The organism is Streptomyces sp. PKU-EA00015 (genome assembly GCF_013387495.1).
Classification (GTDB): domain Bacteria; phylum Actinomycetota; class Actinomycetes; order Streptomycetales; family Streptomycetaceae; genus Streptomyces.
In genome coordinates, this window is record NZ_JABZEE010000004.1 from 175,676 (window position 1) to 194,437 (window position 18,762).

The window sequence follows — 18,762 nt, forward strand, 5'->3', positions numbered from 1 at the left end:
CGTGGCGAGCCGTTTGCGCCTCGCACACATATGTTTGTCTCTCATGTGACGAGATGTCATAGGGGGCATTCGGGTGGTAAACGGCCCGCACCGCAACTGCGCGAACCAGTCCGGCAGTCCTCCTCATCAGTTGCACGACACCGAGGAGGTACGCATGAACAGCGGACAGGCATCCACCATCGCTCCGGTCGCGAGCTCGGCGTTCGACCACTACCGCTTCCCCGGAGCCCTCGTCGACGACCCCGGGACGTCGCACATCTCCTACGACGGCCTGGATTCCGGCGACTACGTGCTGCCCGCCCCCGACCCCGGCCGGCGCGTCTCCCTGCCACTGGAGCCGGCGGACCGGCGTCGCCTGGACCTGCACGCCGCGCTGACCACCGCGGGCATCGCGCCGCTTCCGGGCGATCTGGCGGCGATCGAGGCACTGTGCACGCTGGACGACACCACCCACGCCGCACTCCAGCGGTGGATCACCCGCTGCCTGTGATCCGCAGGCGGGCATCCGCGCCGGACAGTGGGCGGACCAGGGCGCTGCGGGCCGGATCACCCTCCATGATCCGGCCCCGACGACCGGCAGCCGTTGCCGGCGGCCACGGCGCGAGTCCACACGACCGGCAGGCCCCCTCAGGCGGCGGTGGCCACGAGTTGCGCGGCCGACGGGCCTGATGCGCGACGGGACATGGACCGTCTGAGCGCTGTCGCCCGTCGCCCGTCGCCCGTCGCCCGCCGCCCGGCGAGCGACGCGCGACGCGCGACGCGCGACGCCGGCAATCTCCGTACCGTCGGCCAGTGGTCGGCTTGTAGTGTGGTCGGCTTGTGCCTGTCGACGCACGCGACGAAGGAGAGCCACGCCATGGCCGCGCCGTACCCGCCGATCGAACCCTACGACCGCGGCATGCTCGACACCGGCGACGGGAACCTCGTCTACTGGGAAGTGTGCGGCAACCCGGCGGGCAAGCCCGCCCTCGTCGTCCACGGCGGACCCGGTTCGGGGTGCACGGAGGGCTCGCGCAGGTCGTTCGACCCGGAGCGGTACCGGATCATCCTCTTCGATCAGCGCGGATGCGGACGCAGCACACCCCACGCGAGCGACCCCGCCACGGACATGGGGCTCAACACCACCGAGCACCTGATCGCCGACATGGAGCGGCTGCGGGAACACCTGGGCGTCGAGCGGTGGTTGCTCTTCGGTGGCTCGTGGGGGTCCACGCTCGGTCTCGCGTACGCCGAGCGGTATCCCGAGCGGGTGTCCGAGATCGTCCTCGTCGCCGTCACCAGCACCCGGCGGTACGAGATCGACTGGCTCTACCGGGGAGTGGGCCGGTTCTTCCCCGAGGCGTGGGAGCGGTTCCGGGACGGAGTTCCCGAGGCCGACCGGGACGGCGATCTCGTCGGGGCCTACGCGCGCCTCATGGAGAACCCCGACCCGGACGTGCGCGCCAAGGCGGCGGCGGACTGGTGCGCCTGGGAGGACGCGGTCGTCTCGGCGGAGCCCCAGGGCCGGCCCAACCCGTACGGCGACAGGCCGTCCCCGGCCAGGCTGGCGTTCGTGCGGATCTGTTCGCACTACTTCGCCCACGGGGCCTGGCTGGAGGAAGGCAGGCTGATCCGGGACGCGGGGCGTCTGGCGGGCATCCCCGGCGTCCTGATCCACGGCCGCCTCGACATGAGCGGGCCGCTCGACACGGCCTGGGAACTCGCCGGCGCCTGGCCCGGTGCGGAGTTGGTGGTCGTCGAGGACTCCGGACACCTGGGCAGTGCCGCGATGCGCACGGCGATGTACGGGGCGTTCGAGCGGTTCGCGCAGCCGGAGCGCTGAGCAGCCGCCCCGCGAACCACTGCCCGTTCCCTCGGGCCACCGCGCCGGCGGGGGCGACCGGGTCACGTGTGCAGGCTTGCCTCGCCCGTGACACGGACGCCCGTACGGTCCCCGGGACGCACGGCCACCGGCCCCGACACGCGTACCTCCACCGGCTCGTCGAGGCCGTCCACGTCCACGGTGACCATGGCGTCGTGGCCGTAGAAGTCGACCTGCGACACCGTGCCCCGGGCCGCTGCCGACTCCGGTGCGGTGAGTCGCAGTTGCTCCGGACGCAGCACCACGGTGCCGGCCGGCGCGCCGGGCGTGCGGGAGAGGGGGAGGCGCCCGAGCGGCGTCTCGGCGCAGCCGTCGTCCGCCGTGCCCGGCAGCAGCACGGCGTCGCCGACGAAGCCGGCCACCCAGGGGTCCGCCGGACTGCGGTAGAGCTCCTGGGGGGTGTCGCACTGGGCGACCCTGCCGCCCCGTACGACGGCCACGAGATCGGCCGTGGAGAGGGCTTCCTGCTGGTCGTGGGTGACCAGGAGCGCGGTGGCGCCGGTCGCCCGCAGGGCGGCGCGGACATCCGTCCGGACACCGGCCCGCAGGGCACTGTCGAGGGCGTTGAACGGCTCGTCGAGCAGGACCAGTTCCGGTTCCGGCGCCAGTGCGCGGGCGAGCGCGACGCGCTGCTGCTGGCCGCCGGAGAGCTCGTGCGGCATGCGGTCGCCGTATCCGCCGAGGCCGACCAGGTCCAGCATCTCCTCCGTACGCCGCCTCCGGGCCGTGCGGTCCAGCCCGGGCAGGCCGAAGGCGACGTTGCGTGCCACGGTCAGGTGCGGGAACAGGGCGCCCTCCTGCGGGACGATGCCGACCCGGCGGTGCTCCGGCGGCACATGAGTGCCCGGTGCCGTGAGGATGCGTCCACCGACCGTGACGGTCCCCGCGTCGGCGCGCAGGAACCCGGCGACGATCCTCAGCAACGTGGTCTTCCCGCAGCCCGAGGGCCCGAGTACGGCCGCGAACGCGCCACCCGGGACGGTGAGGTCCAGGCCGTCGAGGACAGGCGCACCGGCTTCCCGGTCGTACGCCTTGGACACACCGGTGATCTGAAGGCCGGTCATGTGCGGTGCCTCCCGAGGAGGTAGGAGGGGACGGCAGCCAGCAGAATCAGCGTGGCGGCGTAAGGGGCGGCCGCGGCGAAGGAGCCGGTCCCGGTCTCCGTCCAGAGCCGGGTGGCCAGGGTGTCCATGCCGGTGGGACGCAGCAGCAGGGTGGCGGGCAGTTCCTTCATACAGACCACGAAGGTCAGGGCGGCTCCCGCCGCGACGCCGGGAGCGGCCAGCGGCACGGTGACCTCGCGCAGGACCCGGAGGGGGCCGCGGCCGAGCGAGCGGGCCACGTCCTCCAGAACCGGCGGGGCCTGGAGCACCGCGGCGCGGGTGGCCGCCACCGCGACCGGCAGGAACAGCACGGCGTACGCGCCGACCAGCAGCGGCAGTTCCTGGTAGAGGGGCTCGGCGTAGCGGACGGCGAAGAAGACCAGCGACAGGGCGACGGTGATGCCCGGCAGGGCGTGGCCCGCGTACGCGGACTGTTCGAGCAGAGACGCGGTCCGGCCCCGGTGGCGGGCGGCGACGACCCCGACCGGCACGGCGAGCAGGGTCGTGAGTGCCGCTCCCGCGGCGCCGACCGCCAGCGTCGTGCCGGCGGTGTCGAGCAGGCCCGTGGGATCCCAGGTCGCGGAGTTGCCGACGGCCAGCCAGTAGGCGAGTGTCGCCAGCGGAATGACGACGGTGACCGCGGTGACCGCGGCGCACCAGGCGAGCGCGGGCGCCCGCCAGGGACCGAGCGGCACGGGGACGGCCGGACGCGCCGTGCCGGTGCCGGTCCTGGCATGACCGGCGCGTCCTCGGCTGCGTGCCTCCGCGGCGACGAGCGCGACCGTCATGATCACGAGGACCGCACTCAGCGCGGCGGCCGGGGTGCGGTCGAAGCTGGCCCGGTAGGACGTGTAGATGCCACGGGTGAAGGTGTCGTACCGCATGAGCGAGACGGCACCGAAGTCGGACAGCACGTACAGGGCGACCAGCACCGAGCCACCCGCCGCCGCGGGGCGCATCTGCGGCAGTGTGACCCGCACAAAGGTGCGCAGCGGCCCGGTCCCGAGCGAGCGGGCCACCTCCTCCTGCGCGGGATCGATGCCGCGCAGAGCGGCGGTGACGGGCAGGTAGACGTACGGGAAGCTCACCAGTGTGAGGGCCAGTGCGGAGCCCGTGAACCCGGAGAGTGCGGGGAACGCGGACAGCCAGGCGAACGCCGCGACGTAACTGGGCACCGCCAGCGGCAGGGTCACCAGCACCGACCAGGCCCTGGCACCCGGCAGCCGTGTGCGCACGGTCAGCCACGCCAGGGACACGCCCAGCACCAGACACACTGTCACGACGACGGCGGCGAGTCCCAGACTGCGGCCGAGCAGAAGCGCTGTGCGCGGGTCGGCGACGACGTCCCAGGCGAAGGCCGGTCCGCGGTCGAGTGCGCGCACCGCGAGGTAGCCGAGTGGCAGGAGCGCGAACAGCGCTGCGACGGCGGCCGGGACGACGAGGGCGGCGGGCGGTCTGCGCCCGGGGCCGGCCGCGGCACGCGGGCGTCGCCCGGCCGGCCGGAGAGGACCGGCCGGGCGGGCGACGGAATCCGTCGGAACGGAAGGTTCCGTGGTGTGCACGTCGACTCAGACCATCCCGACGTCCTGCAGCATCTTCAGGGTCTCCTGAAGCGACTCCAGCTGGCCGAGGTCGATCTTCGGCGACTCCAGTGACTTCAGGGGAGGCAGGCCCTTCACCGTGCTGGTGACCCCGGCGGCCAGCGGGTACTCCTTGGTCTCCTCGGCGAAGTAGGTCTGCGCCTGCTTCGAGAGGAGGAAGTCCACCGCCTTCTGCGCGACCGGTGCCTGCTTGCTGCCCTTGAGGATGCCGACGCCCGCCGCGTTGACGAGCGCGCCCGGGTCGCCGCCCGGAAGGAAGTGGATCTTCGCGCCGACCTTGTCCTCGCCCTTCTCGGCGACCTGCTCGTACCAGTAGTAGTGGTTGACCAGGCCGAGGGAGACCTCACCCTCGCCGACGGCCTCGAGCACCTTGAGGTTGTTCTCGTACACCTTGGCGTCGTTGGCCTTGAGTCCCTTGAGCCACGTACGGGTGGCGTCGTCGCCCTCCAGGACGCGCATCCCGGTCACGAAGGACTGGAACGAGGCGTTGGTGGGGACGTATCCGATCTTGCCCTTCCACTCGGGCTTCGTCAGTTCGTGGACGCTGTCCGGGGCCTTGGCCACCTTGCCCGGGTTGTACGCGATGACGCGCACGCGCCCGGACGTGCCCACCCAGTCGCCGTTGCCACCGCGGAACGCCGCCTCGACCCGGTCGAGCGACGCCTGCGGCAGCTTCTGCAGCCGTCCCTGCGTGGAGAGGGCTCCGAGAGCGCCGGCGTCCTGGGAGAAGAACAGACCCGCCTTGGTCTTCTCGCCCTCTTCCAGGATCTGCGCGGACAGTTCGGCACTGTCGCCGTAGCGGACGGCGACAGTGGTGCCGATGGCCTTCTCCAGGTCCTCGAGCAGCGGCTTCACGAGCTTCTCGTTGCGACCGGAGTAGATCACGAGCCCGGCGTCGTCTTCGTCACTGCCGCAGCCCGCGACCAGGGAAGCGAGTACGGCTGCCGCGGCGACCGCGGCGAGACGTCGGACCAAGGGGCGTCGCATGGGATGCCTTCCTGCATGGCTCGCTTCCGCCGCCGCGCGTCGCGTCGTCAGGGAGCGAGCGGCGTAGCGGTGCCGCGGAGGAACCTGTGAACGACCTATGAATAAGGTAAAGCTAACCTAAACGTCAAGAGGGGTGTTGTCTCGTTTCGGACGCGTCTTCTGACGTGATGTCAACTTGTGCGCCGGGAGGGCCAGATGTGTCCCGTGTGGCCCCTGTGGATCACCTGTGATGTTTCTGTGACTGTCAAAGAAAGTAAGGCTTTCCTAAGATGCGCACGTGACAGCCCCTCCCCACCTGCTCCCAGGCACCAGAACCGTCCCCTTCGCCGCCGGTCTCGCGGCGCACGGCGACCGAACCGCGGTCATCACCGCCGACGGCACGGTGTCCTACCGCGAACTCGCGGCCCGGGTGGAGACCACCGTCCGGCGGCTCGGCCCGTCCAGACGCCTGATCCTCCTCGTCGGCGCCAACACCCTCGACGCCCTCGTCGTCCATCTCGCCGCACTGTCGGCCGGACACCCGGTGCTCCTGGTCCCCGGCGACCACACCGCCGCCGTTCAGTCGCTGATCGACGCGTACGACCCCGATGTCGTCGCCCGCCCCGACGCGGGCGAGTGGGTCCTCGACGAGCGGCGCACCCACTCCGCGCACTCCCTGCACCCCGAGCTGGCGCTGCTGCTGAGCACCTCCGGTTCGACCGGATCGCCCAAGCTCGTCCGGCTGTCGCACGAGAACATCCAGTCCAACGCCGAGGCCATCGCCGGATACCTGGGTATCCGGGACACCGATCGCGCGGCGACGACCCTGCCCTTGCACTACTGCTACGGGCTCTCCGTCGTCCACAGCCACCTCCTGCGCGGTGCCGGCCTGATCCTGACCGACCTGTCCGTCGCCGACTCCTGCTTCTGGAAGCTGTTCCGCGACGGCCGGGGGTCGACGCTCGCCGGCGTCCCGTACACCTTCGACCTGCTCGACCGCGTCGGCTTCGCCACCATGGAGCTGCCCCACCTCCGCTACGTCACCCAGGCCGGCGGTCGGATGGCGCCCGAGCGGGTCGCGCGCTACGCGGCCCTCGGCCGGGCCGCCGGCTGGGACCTGTTCGTCATGTACGGCCAGACCGAGGCGACCGCCCGCATGGCCTACCTCCCGCCGGAACTCGCCGTCTCACGTCCCGAGGCCGCCGGTGTCCCCATACCCGGTGGCTCCATCCGGCTGGAGCCGCGGCCGGAATGGCCCGAGGACGACACCGGAGAGCTCGTGTATTCCGGGCCGAACGTCATGCTCGGCTACGCCGAAGGCCCCGAGGACCTCGCACTCGGCCGGACCGTCGAGGACCTCCACACCGGTGACATCGCACGGCGGGCGCCCGACGGACTGTACGAACTCGTCGGGCGCCGCAGCCGGTTCGCGAAGATCCTCGGCCTGCGGATCGACCCCCAGCAGGTCGAGACCATGCTCGCCGGGCACGGCGTCACAGCATGCTGCGCGGGTGACGACGACCGGCTGGTGGTGGCCGTAGTGGGGGAGGGCGCTGTCGACACCGGCCGCGTACGGCGCCTGGTGACCGGCGCCTGCGGCCTTCCGGCCCGAGCCGTACGCGTCGCCGTCCTCGCCGAACTGCCCCGGCTCACCACCGGCAAGATCGACTACCGGACCGTGCGCGAACTGGCCGTGCCGGAGACGGCCGCGCCGGTTCCGCCGACGGACGAGCCCGTCGACCTGTGCCGCCTCTACGCGACGGTCCTCGACCGGGACGACGTCACGGAGGACAGCACGTTCGTCGGCCTGGGCGGGGACTCCCTCTCCTACGTCGAGATGTCGCTCAACCTCGAGGAAGCGCTCGGCCGCCTGCCCGACGACTGGCACATCCTCCCCATCCGCGAACTCCGGCAGCAGTCCGGGCGGGCCGAGAAGACCCCCAGCCGCATGCGCACCCTGGAGACCGGAGTCGCTCTGCGCGCCCTCGCCATCGTGCTCATCGTCGGTTCGCACATCCACCTCTTCATGGTCAAGGGCGGCGCCCATGTGCTGCTGGGTGTGGCCGGGTACAACTTCGCCCGCTTCCACCTCACCGAGGCCCACCGCCCTGAACGCCTGCGGAACACGGCGCGGAGCATCGCCCGGATCGCCCTCCCGTGCATGGCCTGGCTCGCGCTGGTGGCGCTCCTCACCGGGGACTACGGGCCCACCAACGTCCTGCTGCTCACCAGCCTCCTCGGGACGCACGACGGCTTCTGGTTCATCGAGGCCCTTCTCTACACACTGGTCGTCGTGGCGGCGGTGCTCGCCCTCCCACAGGCGGACCGCGCCGAGAGACGGTACCCGTTCGCCGTTCCGATGGCCCTGACGGCACTCGGACTCGTCGGCCGCTACGACCTGTTGGGCCTCGACGCCCGAGGCCACGTCCCCCTGGCGGTCACCGTCTTCTGGCTGTTCGCCATGGGCTGGGCGGCGGCGAAGGCGACCACGGCGTGGCAGCGCCTGCTGGTGACAGCGGCGGTGCTTGCCACAGTTCCCGGCTTCTTCGGGCAGCCCGCCCGCGAGGCGGTCGTCATGGCCGGCCTGGTGCTGCTGGTGTGGGTCCGCCAACTGCCGAGCCCGGCCTATGTCAACCGTGTCGCGGGTGTCCTGGCGGGCAGTTCGCTCTACATCTACGTGACGCACTGGCAGGTCTTCACGCGCCTGGAGGACCAGTTCGCCGTCGTGGCGTTCGGCGCCTCACTCCTGTTCGGCATCGGCTACGCGGCGGTGGCAACCCGGCTGATGCGCCGGCGCCCCTCGCTCCGCCTGCGGCGTACGGCCCGGGCCGGCGCGGAGTAGCCGCCGAGGCTCCGACGAGCGGCGATTGACGTGACGCCGGTCAGGCGGGAAGGCGCCCAGGCGCGCTTCGCAACCGTAAGCGGCCGGCCGTCGAGGCGTGCAGGCGCGGGGGTCCCGGTCGGTCCGGTCCGGATCTACGCATCGCGGCCGGCTTCCCGAGCTGCGCGCTCCAGTCGGTCGCGATAGTTCTCCCACCACGCCGAGTCACCCGGCGGCATGCTGTCGTTGCCCTTGTTCATCCCCACGGCGCCATCGAGTTGTTCCCGGATGATGTCGGCGTGCCCGGCGTGCCGGTGAGTGTCAGCGATCACACGCACCACGGCATGATGCAACGTCACCTCGTCCCTGCCGCTGGGCCACCACGGCACTGTGCCGATCGTGTCCAGAGCCAGCGCGTCGATCGTCGCGTCCGCGTGCGCCCACGCCCGGCGGTAGAGCTCCACTATGTACTCGCGTGACTCGGCGGCGGTGGCCCACATGTCCGCGTTGGGCTCGGCACCGTCTTCGAGCCAGGGCAGCGGCTCGCCGGACGGCCGGCCGAAGGTGTCGCCGAGATAGCCCAGTTCCACGCCGGCCGCGTGTTTCACCATGCCCAGGAGGTTGGTGCCCGTCGGCGTCATGGGGCGGCGGATGTCGTACTCCGAGAGCCCTTCGAGCTTCCACAACAGGGCGTCGCGGGCGGACTGCAGGTAGAAGTGAAGGTCGGGCTTGGGATCCGATGCGGTCATGGGGCCAGTCTGCCGCTCGCGCGATCATTGTCCACCGTCTTTTCCTACGTGGGGGAGCTCGCGCCCGCTCACCCCTCCTCGAGGAACGCCAGGGTGCGCTGGAGCAGCAGTGAGGCGGCCTCCGCGTCGTAGGAGGGCAACGAGCTGTCGGCGAAATTGCGGTACGAGGCCGGCACACACGCCGAGACGAGCTGAGAACACATGCTCGTAGCGCAGGACTCGTTCACGCCGCGTGCCGGTCTCCACGGCGGGACCGGCGACGCTTGAGGGAACGGCGCTCGTCCTCGTTCAGCCCGCCCCAGACGCCGGACTCCTGGTTGTTCTCCATGGCCCACTCGAGGCACCGTTCCCGTACCGGGCACCGCGCGCAGACCTGCTTGGCGGCTTCCGCCTGCACAAGGGCCGGTGCGCCGGTGCCGATGGGGAAGAACAGGTCGGGATCCTCGTTCCTGCATGCCGCGTACTCACGCCAGTTCAGCACGTGCGTCTCTCCCTTCCGGGCTCGGGTGGCGCGGCGTTCCTCGCCGCGCCTCCTGTTGCGGGTGACCGGACTGGTCGGCCGCGAAACACGTCGGTACGCTTCGGCGGCCTGGAGGGTGACCCGGCCTCGTCAGCGTGAACTGCCAACCCCGGAAAGGGACTTCACACCGAGCCCTATGAGATGACCGCCGGCGGGTGTTGGGGCGCCGGTGGTGGGGTAGATGACAGCGCGGAGCCCCGCCGCGTTCCCCCGTCGCGGCGGGGCCCGTGCTGCCGTCGCCGCCCCTGTGGCGCGGTCTGGGGTACCTGCGCGCCTCAGGCACGGGCTGCCGGCGCCGGAACCGGACCCGCTCACGACTTTCCGAGTACTTCCTTCCGTAGGAGGGCGACAGGACTCGGGGTGTTCTCGGTGGTGCGTACGTCGATACACGCGCGTAGGTGTCCGGCTCCGGTCGCCTGGCGGAGCAGGGCGTCGCCGAGGTCCGCGCGGGAGGTGCAGCGGCCGGGGAGGCGTGCGGTGGACGTCCGGTAGTGGCTGACGGTGTGGGCGTCGAAGAGGCCGGCGGGGCGGACGACGGTCCATTCGTGGTCGCTGTCGCGCACGATCCGCTCCATGCGCCGCATGTCCTCGTAGACGGTGCGGCCGATGGAGCGCACGACGAGCGGCTCGACGACCTTGCGGAAGAGGAGGCTCTCGCCGGGTGCCTCCGTGTCGAAGAGGACCGTGGAGGTCACCCAGACCAGGCGCCGGACCTCCTGCCTGTTCATGGCCCCGACGATGTGGCTGAGGCCACGGGAGCAGACGGTGACGGGGCGGCGGGTGTACGGCACGCCGAGGGCCGAGATCACGGCGTCCTGGCCGGCCACGGCCTGTTCGACCGCGGCGGAGTCGTACACGTCCGCGCCGATCACCCGCAGGCGCGGGCCGTCGAGGGGAAAGGCGTCGGGGCGGCGTGTGACGGCGGTGACCGTGTGCCCTTCGGCGATGGCCTGCGCGGTGGTCCAGCGCCCCGTCGGTCCGTTGGCTCCGAGGACGACGAGCCTCACGCGCTGTCCCTCCTGTGGTGGTGGACCCTGGCCATGGCATCGATGGCGGCACGGCCGGGTCGTCACGACGGTCTTGCTGCCGGCTGTCATGGGCGGGCAGCAGCGGCCGCCGGTCCTCGGCGGCGGAGATCGGGAATCCGCGCGCCTATCTGGTGCGCATCGCGGTGAACCACGCGCTGGCCTGGCGGGCGAGGATCAGCCGTCGGCGCGAGACCTGCATCGGGCCGTGGCTGCCCGAACCGCTGATCACCCCCGATGCCGCGGGCCCGCGCGACGACACCACCGACACGGCCGAGCGGGCGCTGCGCACCGAGGCGGTGTCGATGGCGCTGCTGGTCGTGATGGAGATCCTCAGCCCTCTCGAACGGGCGGTGTTCGTCCTCCACGAGGCGTTCGGGTTCGCCCACACCGAGATCGCGGACATCCTCGGCGCCCGAAGCGGCCCCGCGAGCGAGGGACGAGGACGGGACGGCGGGGCCTTCGGGCGCCGGCTGATGCGCGGACCCCGAGGAGCGGGCAGTGTCCGAGCGGCGTGCCGGGCACGGCCGGCGCTCGAGAAGGACCGGGCGGCACGCGTCGGGGCGCCCGTCCCGTCACACCGCAACCGGACGGAGTCGACGGCGACGACATCGCCGTGGACCAGCCTGTCGGGCACCGGCAGGACGGAGCACCGTCGGGCGTCGGCCGATGATCCGATCACGGCCGATGTGATCCGCTCGACGGGCCCTGGCCCTTCAGAAAACCCCCGTCCCACCCGTAGCGTTGCGGCCGGGTCGAGCGCTCGGGCATCCCGCCCGGCGTGGTCCGCGGGAGCGGCCGGGACCCGTGTGGCACGACAGAGACGTCGCCGACACCATGGTGTTCGTCACCGGCAGGCTGAAGGGATCCGGAATGTTCCGCAAGGTGCTGGTCGCCAACCGTGGAGAGATCGCGATTCGCGCGTTCCGCGCCAGTTACGAACTGGGTGCGCGCACGGTCGCCGTCTTCCCGCACGAGGACCGCAACTCGCTGCACCGGCTCAAGGCCGACGAGGCATACGAGATCGGCGAGCCGGGCCACCCGGTGCGGGCCTACCTGTCCGTGGAGGAGATCATCCGGGCGGCACGTCTGGCCGGTGCGGACGCGGTCTACCCGGGCTACGGGTTCCTGTCCGAGAACCCGGAACTGGCCCGTGCCTGCGAGGAGGCGGGCATCACGTTCGTGGGGCCGGACATGCGGACCCTGGAGCTGACCGGGAACAAGGCACGTGCCGTGGCCGCCGCCCGCGAGGCCGGCGTACCCGTGCTCGGCTCGTCGGAGCCCTCCACCGACGTGGACGAACTGGTCGCGGCCGCCGAGGGCATCGGCTTCCCGGTGTTCGTCAAGGCGGTCGCCGGCGGCGGCGGGCGCGGCATGCGGCGCGTCGAGGACCCCTCGACGCTGCGTGAGTCCATCGAGGCGGCGGCCCGTGAGGCCGCGTCCGCGTTCGGCGACCCCACCGTCTTCCTGGAGAAGGCCGTCGTCGACCCCCGGCACATCGAGGTGCAGATCCTCGCCGACGGGCAGGGCGACGTCATCCACCTCTTCGAGCGCGACTGCTCGGTGCAGCGCCGCCACCAGAAGGTGATCGAACTCGCGCCCGCCCCGAACCTCGACCCGGCACTGCGCGAGCGCATCTGCGACGACGCCGTCAAGTTCGCCCGCCGGATCGGCTACCGCAACGCGGGCACCGTGGAATTCCTCCTCGACCGCGACGGCAACCACGTCTTCATCGAGATGAACCCGCGCATCCAGGTCGAGCACACGGTGACCGAGGAGGTGACCGACGTCGACCTGGTGCAGGCCCAGCTGCGCATCGCCGCCGGCGAGACGCTGGCCGACCTCGGCCTGACGCAGGACGCCGTCGTCCTGCGCGGCGCCGCGCTGCAGTGCCGGATCACCACCGAGGACCCGGCCAACGGCTTCCGCCCGGACACCGGCATGATCAGCGCGTACCGCTCGCCGGGCGGTTCGGGCATCCGCCTCGACGGCGGCACCACCCACGCCGGTACGGAGGTCAGCGCCCACTTCGACTCGATGCTGGTCAAGCTGACCTGCCGGGGAAGGGACTTCAGGACCGCGGTCAGCCGTGCCCGGCGCGCGGTGGCCGAGTTCCGCATCAGGGGCGTGTCCACGAACATCCCGTTCCTGCAAGCCGTGCTCGACGACCCGGACTTCCGGGCCGGGCACGTCACGACCTCCTTCATCGAGCAGCGGCCGCACCTGCTCACCGCGCGCCACTCCGCCGACCGCGGCACGAAGCTGCTCACCTACCTCGCCGACGTCACGGTGAACAAGCCCCACGGCCCGCGGCCCGACCTGATCGCGCCGACCACCAAGCTGCCACTGCTGCCCGCCACCGAGCCGCCCGCCGGCTCCCGGCAGCAGCTCACCGCGCTCGGCCCGGAGGGCTTCGCACGCCGGCTGCGCGAGTCGCCGACCATCGGCGTCACCGACACCACCTTCCGGGACGCCCACCAGTCGCTGCTCGCCACCCGGGTCCGGACCAAGGACCTGCTCGCCGTCGCCCCTGTGGTGGCGCGCACCCTGCCGCAGCTGCTGTCCCTGGAGTGCTGGGGCGGTGCCACCTACGACGTCGCCCTGCGCTTCCTCGCGGAGGACCCCTGGGAGCGCCTGGCCGCGCTGCGCGAAGCCGTACCGAACATCTGCCTCCAGATGTTGCTGCGCGGCCGCAACACCGTGGGCTACACCCCGTACCCGACCGAGGTGACGGACGCCTTCGTGCAGGAGGCGGCCGCCACCGGAATCGACATCTTCCGTATCTTCGACGCGCTCAACGACGTCGGACAGATGCGGCCCGCCATCGACGCCGTACGCGAGACCGGGTCGGCGGTCGCCGAGGTGGCGCTGTGCTACACCGGCGACCTGTCCGATCCGTCGGAACGGCTCTACACCCTGGACTACTACCTCCGGCTGGCCGAGGAGATCGTGGCCGCGGGTGCCCACGTCCTGGCCGTCAAGGACATGGCCGGGCTGCTCCGCGCCCCGGCCGCCGCCACGCTGGTGTCCGCGCTGCGCAGGGAGTTCGACCTGCCGGTGCACCTGCACACGCACGACACCGCGGGCGGCCAGCTCGCCACCTACCTCGCGGCGGTCCAGGCCGGTGCGGACGCCGTGGACGGGGCGGTGGCCTCCATGGCGGGCACCACCTCGCAGCCGTCGCTGTCGGCGATCGTCGCCGCGACCGACCACACCGAGCGGCCGACGGGACTCGACCTCCAGGCGGTCGGCGACCTGGAGCCGTACTGGGAGAGCGTCCGCAGGATCTACGCACCGTTCGAGGCCGGTCTCGCCTCGCCGACCGGGCGCGTGTACCACCACGAGATCCCCGGCGGCCAGCTCTCCAACCTCCGCACCCAGGCGATCGCACTCGGACTCGGCGACCGCTTCGAGGAGGTCGAGGCGATGTACGCCGCCGCGGACAGGATGCTCGGCCGGCTGGTGAAGGTCACCCCGTCCTCGAAGGTGGTCGGCGATCTCGCGCTGCACCTCGTGGGCGCCGCCGTGTCCCCGGAGGACTTCGAGGCGGAGCCCGGCAGGTTCGACATCCCGGACTCGGTCATCGGCTTCCTGCGCGGTGAGTTGGGCAATCCGCCGGGCGGCTGGCCCGAGCCGTTCCGCAGCAAGGCGCTGGCGGGCCGCGCCGAGCCCAAGCCGGTGCGGGAGCTGACCGCGGAAGACCGCACCGGCCTCGAGAAGGACCGGCGGACGACGCTCAACCGGCTGCTGTTCCCCGGACCGGCGAAGGAGTTCGAGACACACCGTCAGACCTACGGCGACACCAGCGTGCTCGACAGCAAGGACTTCTTCTACGGGCTGCGCCCCGGAAAGGAGTACGCCGTCGACCTCGGACCGGGCGTGCGGCTGCTCATCGAGCTGGAGGCCATCGGCGAGGCCGACGAACGGGGCATGCGCACCGTGATGTCCACCCTGAACGGCCAACTGCGGCCGATCCAGGTACGCGACAACGCGGTGGCCGCCGACGTACCCGCGACCGAGAAGGCCGACAGGGGCAACCCGGGGCACGTCGCCGCGCCGTTCGCCGGCGTGGTGACGCTCGCGGTCGCCGAGGGCGACGAGGTGGAAGCCGGTGGGACGGTGGCCACCATCGAGGCGATGAAGATGGAGGCGGCGATCACCGCCCCGAAGGGCGGGAGGGTGACCAGGCTGGCCATCAACCGCATCCAACAGGTGGAGGGCGGCGACCTCCTCGTCGAGATCGCGTGAGCCGTCCATCGGGGCCGTCACCGGTACGCGGTCCTCGGGTCCGGCGGGCAACCGGCCGGCCGGGCGGGCGGTCGACGACGCCCTGGACCTGGTCGGGGCCGCCCGCGCCGTGACTCCGTCAGGGGGACGGCGTGGCCCCGGTACGCGCCGCTGGAGCGGTGACTACCGGGGCGCGGGCGGCAGCCGGGGGAGGACGACCGCCGGCCGGCGTCCTCACGCCTGCGGCCGCCGGAGTCACCTCGTGCGGCGGCGTGCGCTTCCTGCCAACGCCCGGTCGAGCGCGGCCACTCCGAGCGCTGCCAGGGCCACCTGGACGAGGCATTCGAGCCAGTCGATCCCTCGGGTGTCGGCGACACCGAGGGCGGATGCCACCAGCGAGCCGACGAGAGCCGCGGCCGTACCGACGACGAGCGTCCACAGGACCCCGATGTGCTGACGGCCGGGCAGAACGAGCCGTCCCAGCAGCCCGATCGTCGTGCCGATGACGAGAGCGGTGAAGAGTCCGGAGATCTCCATGGCAGACGGCCTCCTTCGACGTCGCGGCCTTCGCCTCGGGTACCCGCGCGGCCCGTGGGGATTCGTCGACGGGCATGCGGGGCCCGCCGCTCATGGCGGCGAGGCAGCGGATGAGGGTCTGTCACCGAGGCATGGAGCAGGGATCGCACGGAAGTGGGCGGCGGCTTTCCGCCGCCGGATCCGGCACACCGCGACGTCACGCATACGTCCGGTTCGTACGGGCAGGCGAACCGGCGTCATGCAGTGCGGAAGAGCGTTCGGCGAGAGATCTTCCCCGGGCGCTCGGACCCTGACAGCCAACTGACAGGCAACTGACAGGCAAGGAGAACGTCATGACCGCTGAAGGCAACGGCTCCAGGAACTCCGGTGCCGCGAAGGCCAGGAAGACCACAGGCACCCGGTCCGCCGCCTCCCATGGGAAGCAGGCTGCCGCGACCACCGGCAAGCAGGCCGGGTCCGAGGCGAAGACCGCCGCCGCCGGAGCCGAGTCCGCGGCGCAGGATGCCAGGAAGTCCGCTTCGGCCACCGTGCGAGCGGCAGGCGAAGCCACCAGGCGTGTGGGGCGCGCCGCCGCCGCGGGTCTCCAGACCGGGCAGCAGGCGGTGACCGCCAACGCCGCGCAGGCCGCCACTGCCGCAGGTACCGCCTGGGAGGCCGTCAAGCACAGGAAGGCGATCGCCGCCGGGGCGGCGGCGGGCGTCGCGGGTGTCGCCGGGGCCGCCTTCGCCCTGGGACGATCCACGGCGAAGCCCCCGACCGGCCCGTTGACGCGTCTGGCCCGCGGCCGGATCTGACCGCCGTCGCGCGCTCGACGAGCGTTCTCGCGCCGGTCCGAGCCCGCAGGGGACCGATGTTCCCCTGCCGGGTGGCCAGGTCCCGCCACCGGCCGCTGGAGCCCTGGGCCACGCCGGTCCTCGGTCCGACGGATCACGGACGACGCGGGGGAGTGGTGCCGGACCCGGGGGAGTGGTGCGGACCCCGCCACGCCCGCAGTCGTTCCGGCGGCTGGGCGGCTCGCTGTGTCAGTGGCGGCTGAGAAGCTTCCGGCATGGACGAGCAGATCATGCGAGGGCGGGTCTACGGGGCCGACCACGACGATCCCGACGCCGGCAGGCGGCCCGGGCGCGTCTATGTCGACCTGGTCGGCGGTCCGCTGGACGGCCTGTTCCTGGACGTCACCGGATGGACAGCCGAGCGGCTCCGGCAAGGCGCGGCACTGACCACCGAGCTCGGCCGCTACGGGCCCGGCGGGCGGGCCCTGTACGGGCCGCGTCCCGGTGATCCCCAGCGGTTCGACTGGGAGGGCGACAGCCCGTGACGGCCCGGGCCGCCGCGTCGCCCCGCGTCCGCCGAGAGCGCGGGTGGGGCTGGGTCTAGGGTGAGGTGAGAAGCCCGCGGGAGCACCCGGAGCTGTGATGCACCGACATCGCCCCGACCCGCCCGACAGTGCGCAGCAACTCCTGGTCACTCTCGGGCAGCTCGTCGATCAGGCCCTGGAACGGATCAAGTTCCAGCGGGCCCGCGTCGAGCTGGCCATGGCTCTGCAGCGTCACATGCTCCCGCCCGGGCTGCCGGAGCTGCCGGGGCTGCACCTCGCCGCCAGATACACGCCGTCACGGGACGGTCTCGACGTGGGAGGCGACTGGTACGACGCCTTCGTGATGAAGGACGGGTCACTGGCGCTCGCGATCGGTGATGTGCAGGGACACGACGTGGAGGCCATCGCCTTCATGGGGCAGGTGCGCACCAGCCTGCGAGCCGTCGCCGAGGCGACCAGCGACACCCGCGAGGTGCTGAGCCGCGCCAACGACGTGCTGATCTCGATGGGGTGCGGCCTGTTCGCCACCTGCTGTTTCCTGCGTTTCGACCCGGTCAGCCGTGACCTGACGGTGTCCCGGGCCGGCCACGTCCCGATGGTCTGGGCGACGTCGGGGGGCGACTCCGGCGTAGCCCTCGACCGCGGTGGGCCGCCGCTCGGCATCGTGCCGGGCGAGCGCTATCCGGTGACGCGTCGGCGTCTGACGGAGGCGGGGGTGCTCGTCCTGCTCACCGACGGAGTGGTGGAAGGCCCCGGCTATCCGATCGAGGCCGGCTTGGACGAGGTGGCCAAGCTGGTACGCGCCGGGTTCGACGCCGACCCCGAGGTACTGGCCTCGGCCGTCGTCAAGGTGGCCGACCTGACCGGCCACCGTGACGATGCGGCGGTCCTCGTCGTGCGTTACGACGGCCCGCCGGGGCCCGGCTGACCTCGTCGCTCCGCCAGGGGTCGCCGGGGAGCCGGGACGAGCGCAGACTGCTGTCGTGCGCAGTGCGGACATCGGTCGCTACGGGTCTGCTGCTCTGCGGATCCTTCTTGTCGCGGCCGTCTACTACGGGGCCGCGCGGATCGGGCTTCTTCAGCAGCTGGTACGCGACCAGGTCACCCCCCTGTGGCCGCCGACCGGCGTCGCGCTGGCCGCGCTGCTCGTCCTGGGCATGCGCGTCTGGCCGGGCGTCGCGCTCGGTGCGTTCCTGGTGAATGTGTCCCTCGGACCCTCCGCGGCAGCGGTGCTCGCCATCACCGCGGGCAACACCCTGGCGCCGGTCTGCGCCTGTCTGATGCTGCGCAAAGCCCGGTTCCGGGTCGAGCTGGACCGTCTGCGCGATGTACTGGCCCTGGTCTTCCTCGGCGCTCTCGCCGGGATGCTGATCAGTTCGACCATCGGCAGTGGCGCATTGGTCGTCTCCGGGGCGCTGGAGCCGGGCGAGTTCTGGCCGACGTGGTCGGTGTGGTGGACCGGCGACGCGATGGGGGTCCTTGTCGTCGCGCCGTTCCTGCTCGTGCTGCGCGGAGCACGGTGGCCGCGGCGGGCAGGGCCCGGCCGATGGGCCGAGGGGGCGGCGCTGGTGGCCGCGACGGTCTTCGTCACGAGTCTGGCCACGCGCACGCCGCACACGACCCTGCTCTTCCTCGTCTTCCCCGTGCTGATCTGGGCGGCCCTCCGCTTCCAGCTGGCCGGCGCCGCACCGTGCGCGCTGGCGGCGTCCACGCAGGCGATTCTGGCCGCGGCCGGGGAAAGCGGGCCGTTCGCCGGTCAGGACCTGTTCTCCAGCATGGTCACCCTGCAGGCGTTCAACGGCACGACAGCGCTCACAGCCCTCCTCCTCGCAGCCGTCATCACCGACCGCAACAGGACATACGAGGAGATCAAACAGGTCTGCATACGGTTCGCCGACATGGTGGCCGAGATGGAGCCGCGCCCCGAGTCGTACGAGTCCCCGCCCGAGCCGCGCCCCGGATCGTACGAATTCCCGCCCCGCCGACTCCCGCCGTGAGCCGTTCCGGGCCCGGCAGTGAGCCGTTCCCGCCCCC

The 18,762-nt window shown here is 72.0% G+C and carries 17 protein-coding genes; 8 read left to right on the top strand and 9 right to left on the bottom strand.

What is annotated here, in order from left to right; translation table 11 throughout:
* Nucleotides 1–154 precede the first annotated feature (154 nt).
* The gene (locus tag HW130_RS04555; protein ID WP_256355849.1) at nucleotides 155–490 is read left to right on the top strand and encodes a hypothetical protein; all 336 of its coding nucleotides are present in this window, start codon (nucleotides 155–157) and stop codon (nucleotides 488–490) included.
* Nucleotides 491–856: 366 nt separating this feature from the next.
* Nucleotides 857–1,822, top strand: a complete 966-nt coding sequence (gene pip, locus HW130_RS04560) for a prolyl aminopeptidase (RefSeq protein ID WP_177148086.1) — start codon at nucleotides 857–859, stop codon at nucleotides 1,820–1,822.
* Nucleotides 1,823–1,884: 62 nt separating this feature from the next.
* Here pip and HW130_RS04565 read toward each other — a convergent pair whose 3' ends face one another.
* The 3 genes from HW130_RS04565 to HW130_RS04575 are packed head-to-tail and all read right to left on the bottom strand — an operon-like array spanning nucleotide 1,885 to nucleotide 5,552.
* On the bottom strand, nucleotides 1,885–2,925 hold the full coding sequence (locus HW130_RS04565; RefSeq protein ID WP_177148087.1) for an ABC transporter ATP-binding protein: 1,041 nt from the start codon (nucleotides 2,923–2,925) through the stop codon (nucleotides 1,885–1,887).
* Complete coding sequence (locus tag HW130_RS04570) at nucleotides 2,922–4,526, bottom strand: iron ABC transporter permease (RefSeq protein WP_177148088.1); 1,605 nt, start codon at nucleotides 4,524–4,526, stop codon at nucleotides 2,922–2,924. Before HW130_RS04570 ends, HW130_RS04565 begins: the two co-directional genes overlap by 4 nt.
* Before the next feature lie 6 nt (nucleotides 4,527–4,532).
* Complete coding sequence (locus tag HW130_RS04575) at nucleotides 4,533–5,552, bottom strand: iron ABC transporter substrate-binding protein (RefSeq protein WP_177148089.1); 1,020 nt, start codon at nucleotides 5,550–5,552, stop codon at nucleotides 4,533–4,535.
* 277 nt (nucleotides 5,553–5,829) lie between these two features.
* On the opposite strand from HW130_RS04575, the gene HW130_RS04580 reads away from it, so the two are divergent.
* Nucleotides 5,830–8,373 (top strand): AMP-binding protein, encoded by a 2,544-nt coding sequence (locus HW130_RS04580; RefSeq protein ID WP_177148090.1) that lies wholly within the window; start codon nucleotides 5,830–5,832, stop codon nucleotides 8,371–8,373.
* A 134-nt stretch (nucleotides 8,374–8,507) separates the two neighbouring features.
* On the opposite strand, the gene HW130_RS04585 is transcribed toward HW130_RS04580, so the two are convergent.
* From HW130_RS04585 to HW130_RS36945, 5 genes are all read right to left on the bottom strand, one after another.
* Complete coding sequence (locus tag HW130_RS04585; protein WP_177148091.1) at nucleotides 8,508–9,101, bottom strand: DinB family protein; 594 nt, start codon at nucleotides 9,099–9,101, stop codon at nucleotides 8,508–8,510.
* Between the two features lie 68 nt (nucleotides 9,102–9,169).
* Nucleotides 9,170–9,304, bottom strand: a complete 135-nt coding sequence (locus tag HW130_RS35650; RefSeq protein ID WP_256355850.1) for a hypothetical protein — start codon at nucleotides 9,302–9,304, stop codon at nucleotides 9,170–9,172.
* 20 nt (nucleotides 9,305–9,324) lie between these two features.
* Nucleotides 9,325–9,582 (bottom strand): WhiB family transcriptional regulator, encoded by a 258-nt coding sequence (locus HW130_RS04595; protein ID WP_309140319.1) that lies wholly within the window; start codon nucleotides 9,580–9,582, stop codon nucleotides 9,325–9,327.
* A gap of 350 nt (nucleotides 9,583–9,932) precedes the next feature.
* Nucleotides 9,933–10,628, bottom strand: coding sequence for an NAD(P)-dependent oxidoreductase (locus HW130_RS04600; protein WP_177148092.1), 696 nt, complete (start codon nucleotides 10,626–10,628; stop codon nucleotides 9,933–9,935).
* Nucleotides 10,629–10,773: 145 nt separating this feature from the next.
* Entirely contained in the window at nucleotides 10,774–11,052 is a 279-nt protein-coding gene (locus HW130_RS36945; RefSeq protein WP_177148093.1) for a hypothetical protein, read from the bottom strand.
* Nucleotides 11,053–11,519: 467 nt separating this feature from the next.
* Here HW130_RS36945 and HW130_RS04610 point away from each other — a divergent pair, with 467 nt between their 5' ends.
* Nucleotides 11,520–14,894, top strand: coding sequence for a pyruvate carboxylase (locus tag HW130_RS04610; RefSeq protein ID WP_218183135.1), 3,375 nt, complete (start codon nucleotides 11,520–11,522; stop codon nucleotides 14,892–14,894).
* Between the two features lie 234 nt (nucleotides 14,895–15,128).
* Here HW130_RS04610 and HW130_RS04615 read toward each other — a convergent pair whose 3' ends face one another.
* Nucleotides 15,129–15,410: a GlsB/YeaQ/YmgE family stress response membrane protein gene (locus HW130_RS04615; RefSeq protein ID WP_177148094.1), complete on the bottom strand. Its 282-nt coding sequence runs from the start codon at nucleotides 15,408–15,410 to the stop codon at nucleotides 15,129–15,131.
* A gap of 332 nt (nucleotides 15,411–15,742) precedes the next feature.
* Here HW130_RS04615 and HW130_RS04620 point away from each other — a divergent pair, with 332 nt between their 5' ends.
* From HW130_RS04620 to HW130_RS04635, 4 genes are all read left to right on the top strand, one after another.
* The gene (locus tag HW130_RS04620; RefSeq protein WP_177148095.1) at nucleotides 15,743–16,204 is read left to right on the top strand and encodes a hypothetical protein; all 462 of its coding nucleotides are present in this window, start codon (nucleotides 15,743–15,745) and stop codon (nucleotides 16,202–16,204) included.
* A 254-nt stretch (nucleotides 16,205–16,458) separates the two neighbouring features.
* Nucleotides 16,459–16,728: a hypothetical protein gene (locus HW130_RS04625; RefSeq protein WP_177148096.1), complete on the top strand. Its 270-nt coding sequence runs from the start codon at nucleotides 16,459–16,461 to the stop codon at nucleotides 16,726–16,728.
* 97 nt (nucleotides 16,729–16,825) lie between these two features.
* Entirely contained in the window at nucleotides 16,826–17,656 is an 831-nt protein-coding gene (locus HW130_RS04630) for a PP2C family protein-serine/threonine phosphatase (RefSeq protein WP_177148097.1), read from the top strand.
* Nucleotides 17,657–17,711: 55 nt separating this feature from the next.
* Entirely contained in the window at nucleotides 17,712–18,725 is a 1,014-nt protein-coding gene (locus HW130_RS04635; RefSeq protein WP_309140320.1) for an MASE1 domain-containing protein, read from the top strand.
* The last annotated feature ends 37 nt before the right edge of the window (nucleotides 18,726–18,762 follow it).

Excerpts from the sequence above, each read along its gene's own strand:
- HW130_RS04555 (WP_256355849.1), top strand. The coding sequence starts at position 155 with ATGAACAGCGGACAGGCATCCACCATCGCTCCGGTCGCGAGCTCGGCG.
- pip (WP_177148086.1), top strand. The coding sequence starts at position 857 with ATGGCCGCGCCGTACCCGCCGATCGAACCCTACGACCGCGGCATGCTC.
- HW130_RS04565 (WP_177148087.1), bottom strand. The coding sequence starts at position 2,925 with ATGACCGGCCTTCAGATCACCGGTGTGTCCAAGGCGTACGACCGGGAA.
- HW130_RS04575 (WP_177148089.1), bottom strand. The coding sequence starts at position 5,552 with ATGCGACGCCCCTTGGTCCGACGTCTCGCCGCGGTCGCCGCGGCAGCC.
- HW130_RS04585 (WP_177148091.1), bottom strand. The coding sequence starts at position 9,101 with ATGACCGCATCGGATCCCAAGCCCGACCTTCACTTCTACCTGCAGTCC.
- HW130_RS35650 (WP_256355850.1), bottom strand. The coding sequence starts at position 9,304 with ATGTGTTCTCAGCTCGTCTCGGCGTGTGTGCCGGCCTCGTACCGCAAT.
- HW130_RS36945 (WP_177148093.1), bottom strand. The coding sequence starts at position 11,052 with ATGTCCGCGATCTCGGTGTGGGCGAACCCGAACGCCTCGTGGAGGACG.
- HW130_RS04610 (WP_218183135.1), top strand. The coding sequence starts at position 11,520 with ATGTTCCGCAAGGTGCTGGTCGCCAACCGTGGAGAGATCGCGATTCGC.
- HW130_RS04615 (WP_177148094.1), bottom strand. The coding sequence starts at position 15,410 with ATGGAGATCTCCGGACTCTTCACCGCTCTCGTCATCGGCACGACGATC.
- HW130_RS04620 (WP_177148095.1), top strand. The coding sequence starts at position 15,743 with ATGACCGCTGAAGGCAACGGCTCCAGGAACTCCGGTGCCGCGAAGGCC.
- HW130_RS04625 (WP_177148096.1), top strand. The coding sequence starts at position 16,459 with ATGGACGAGCAGATCATGCGAGGGCGGGTCTACGGGGCCGACCACGAC.
- HW130_RS04630 (WP_177148097.1), top strand. The coding sequence starts at position 16,826 with ATGCACCGACATCGCCCCGACCCGCCCGACAGTGCGCAGCAACTCCTG.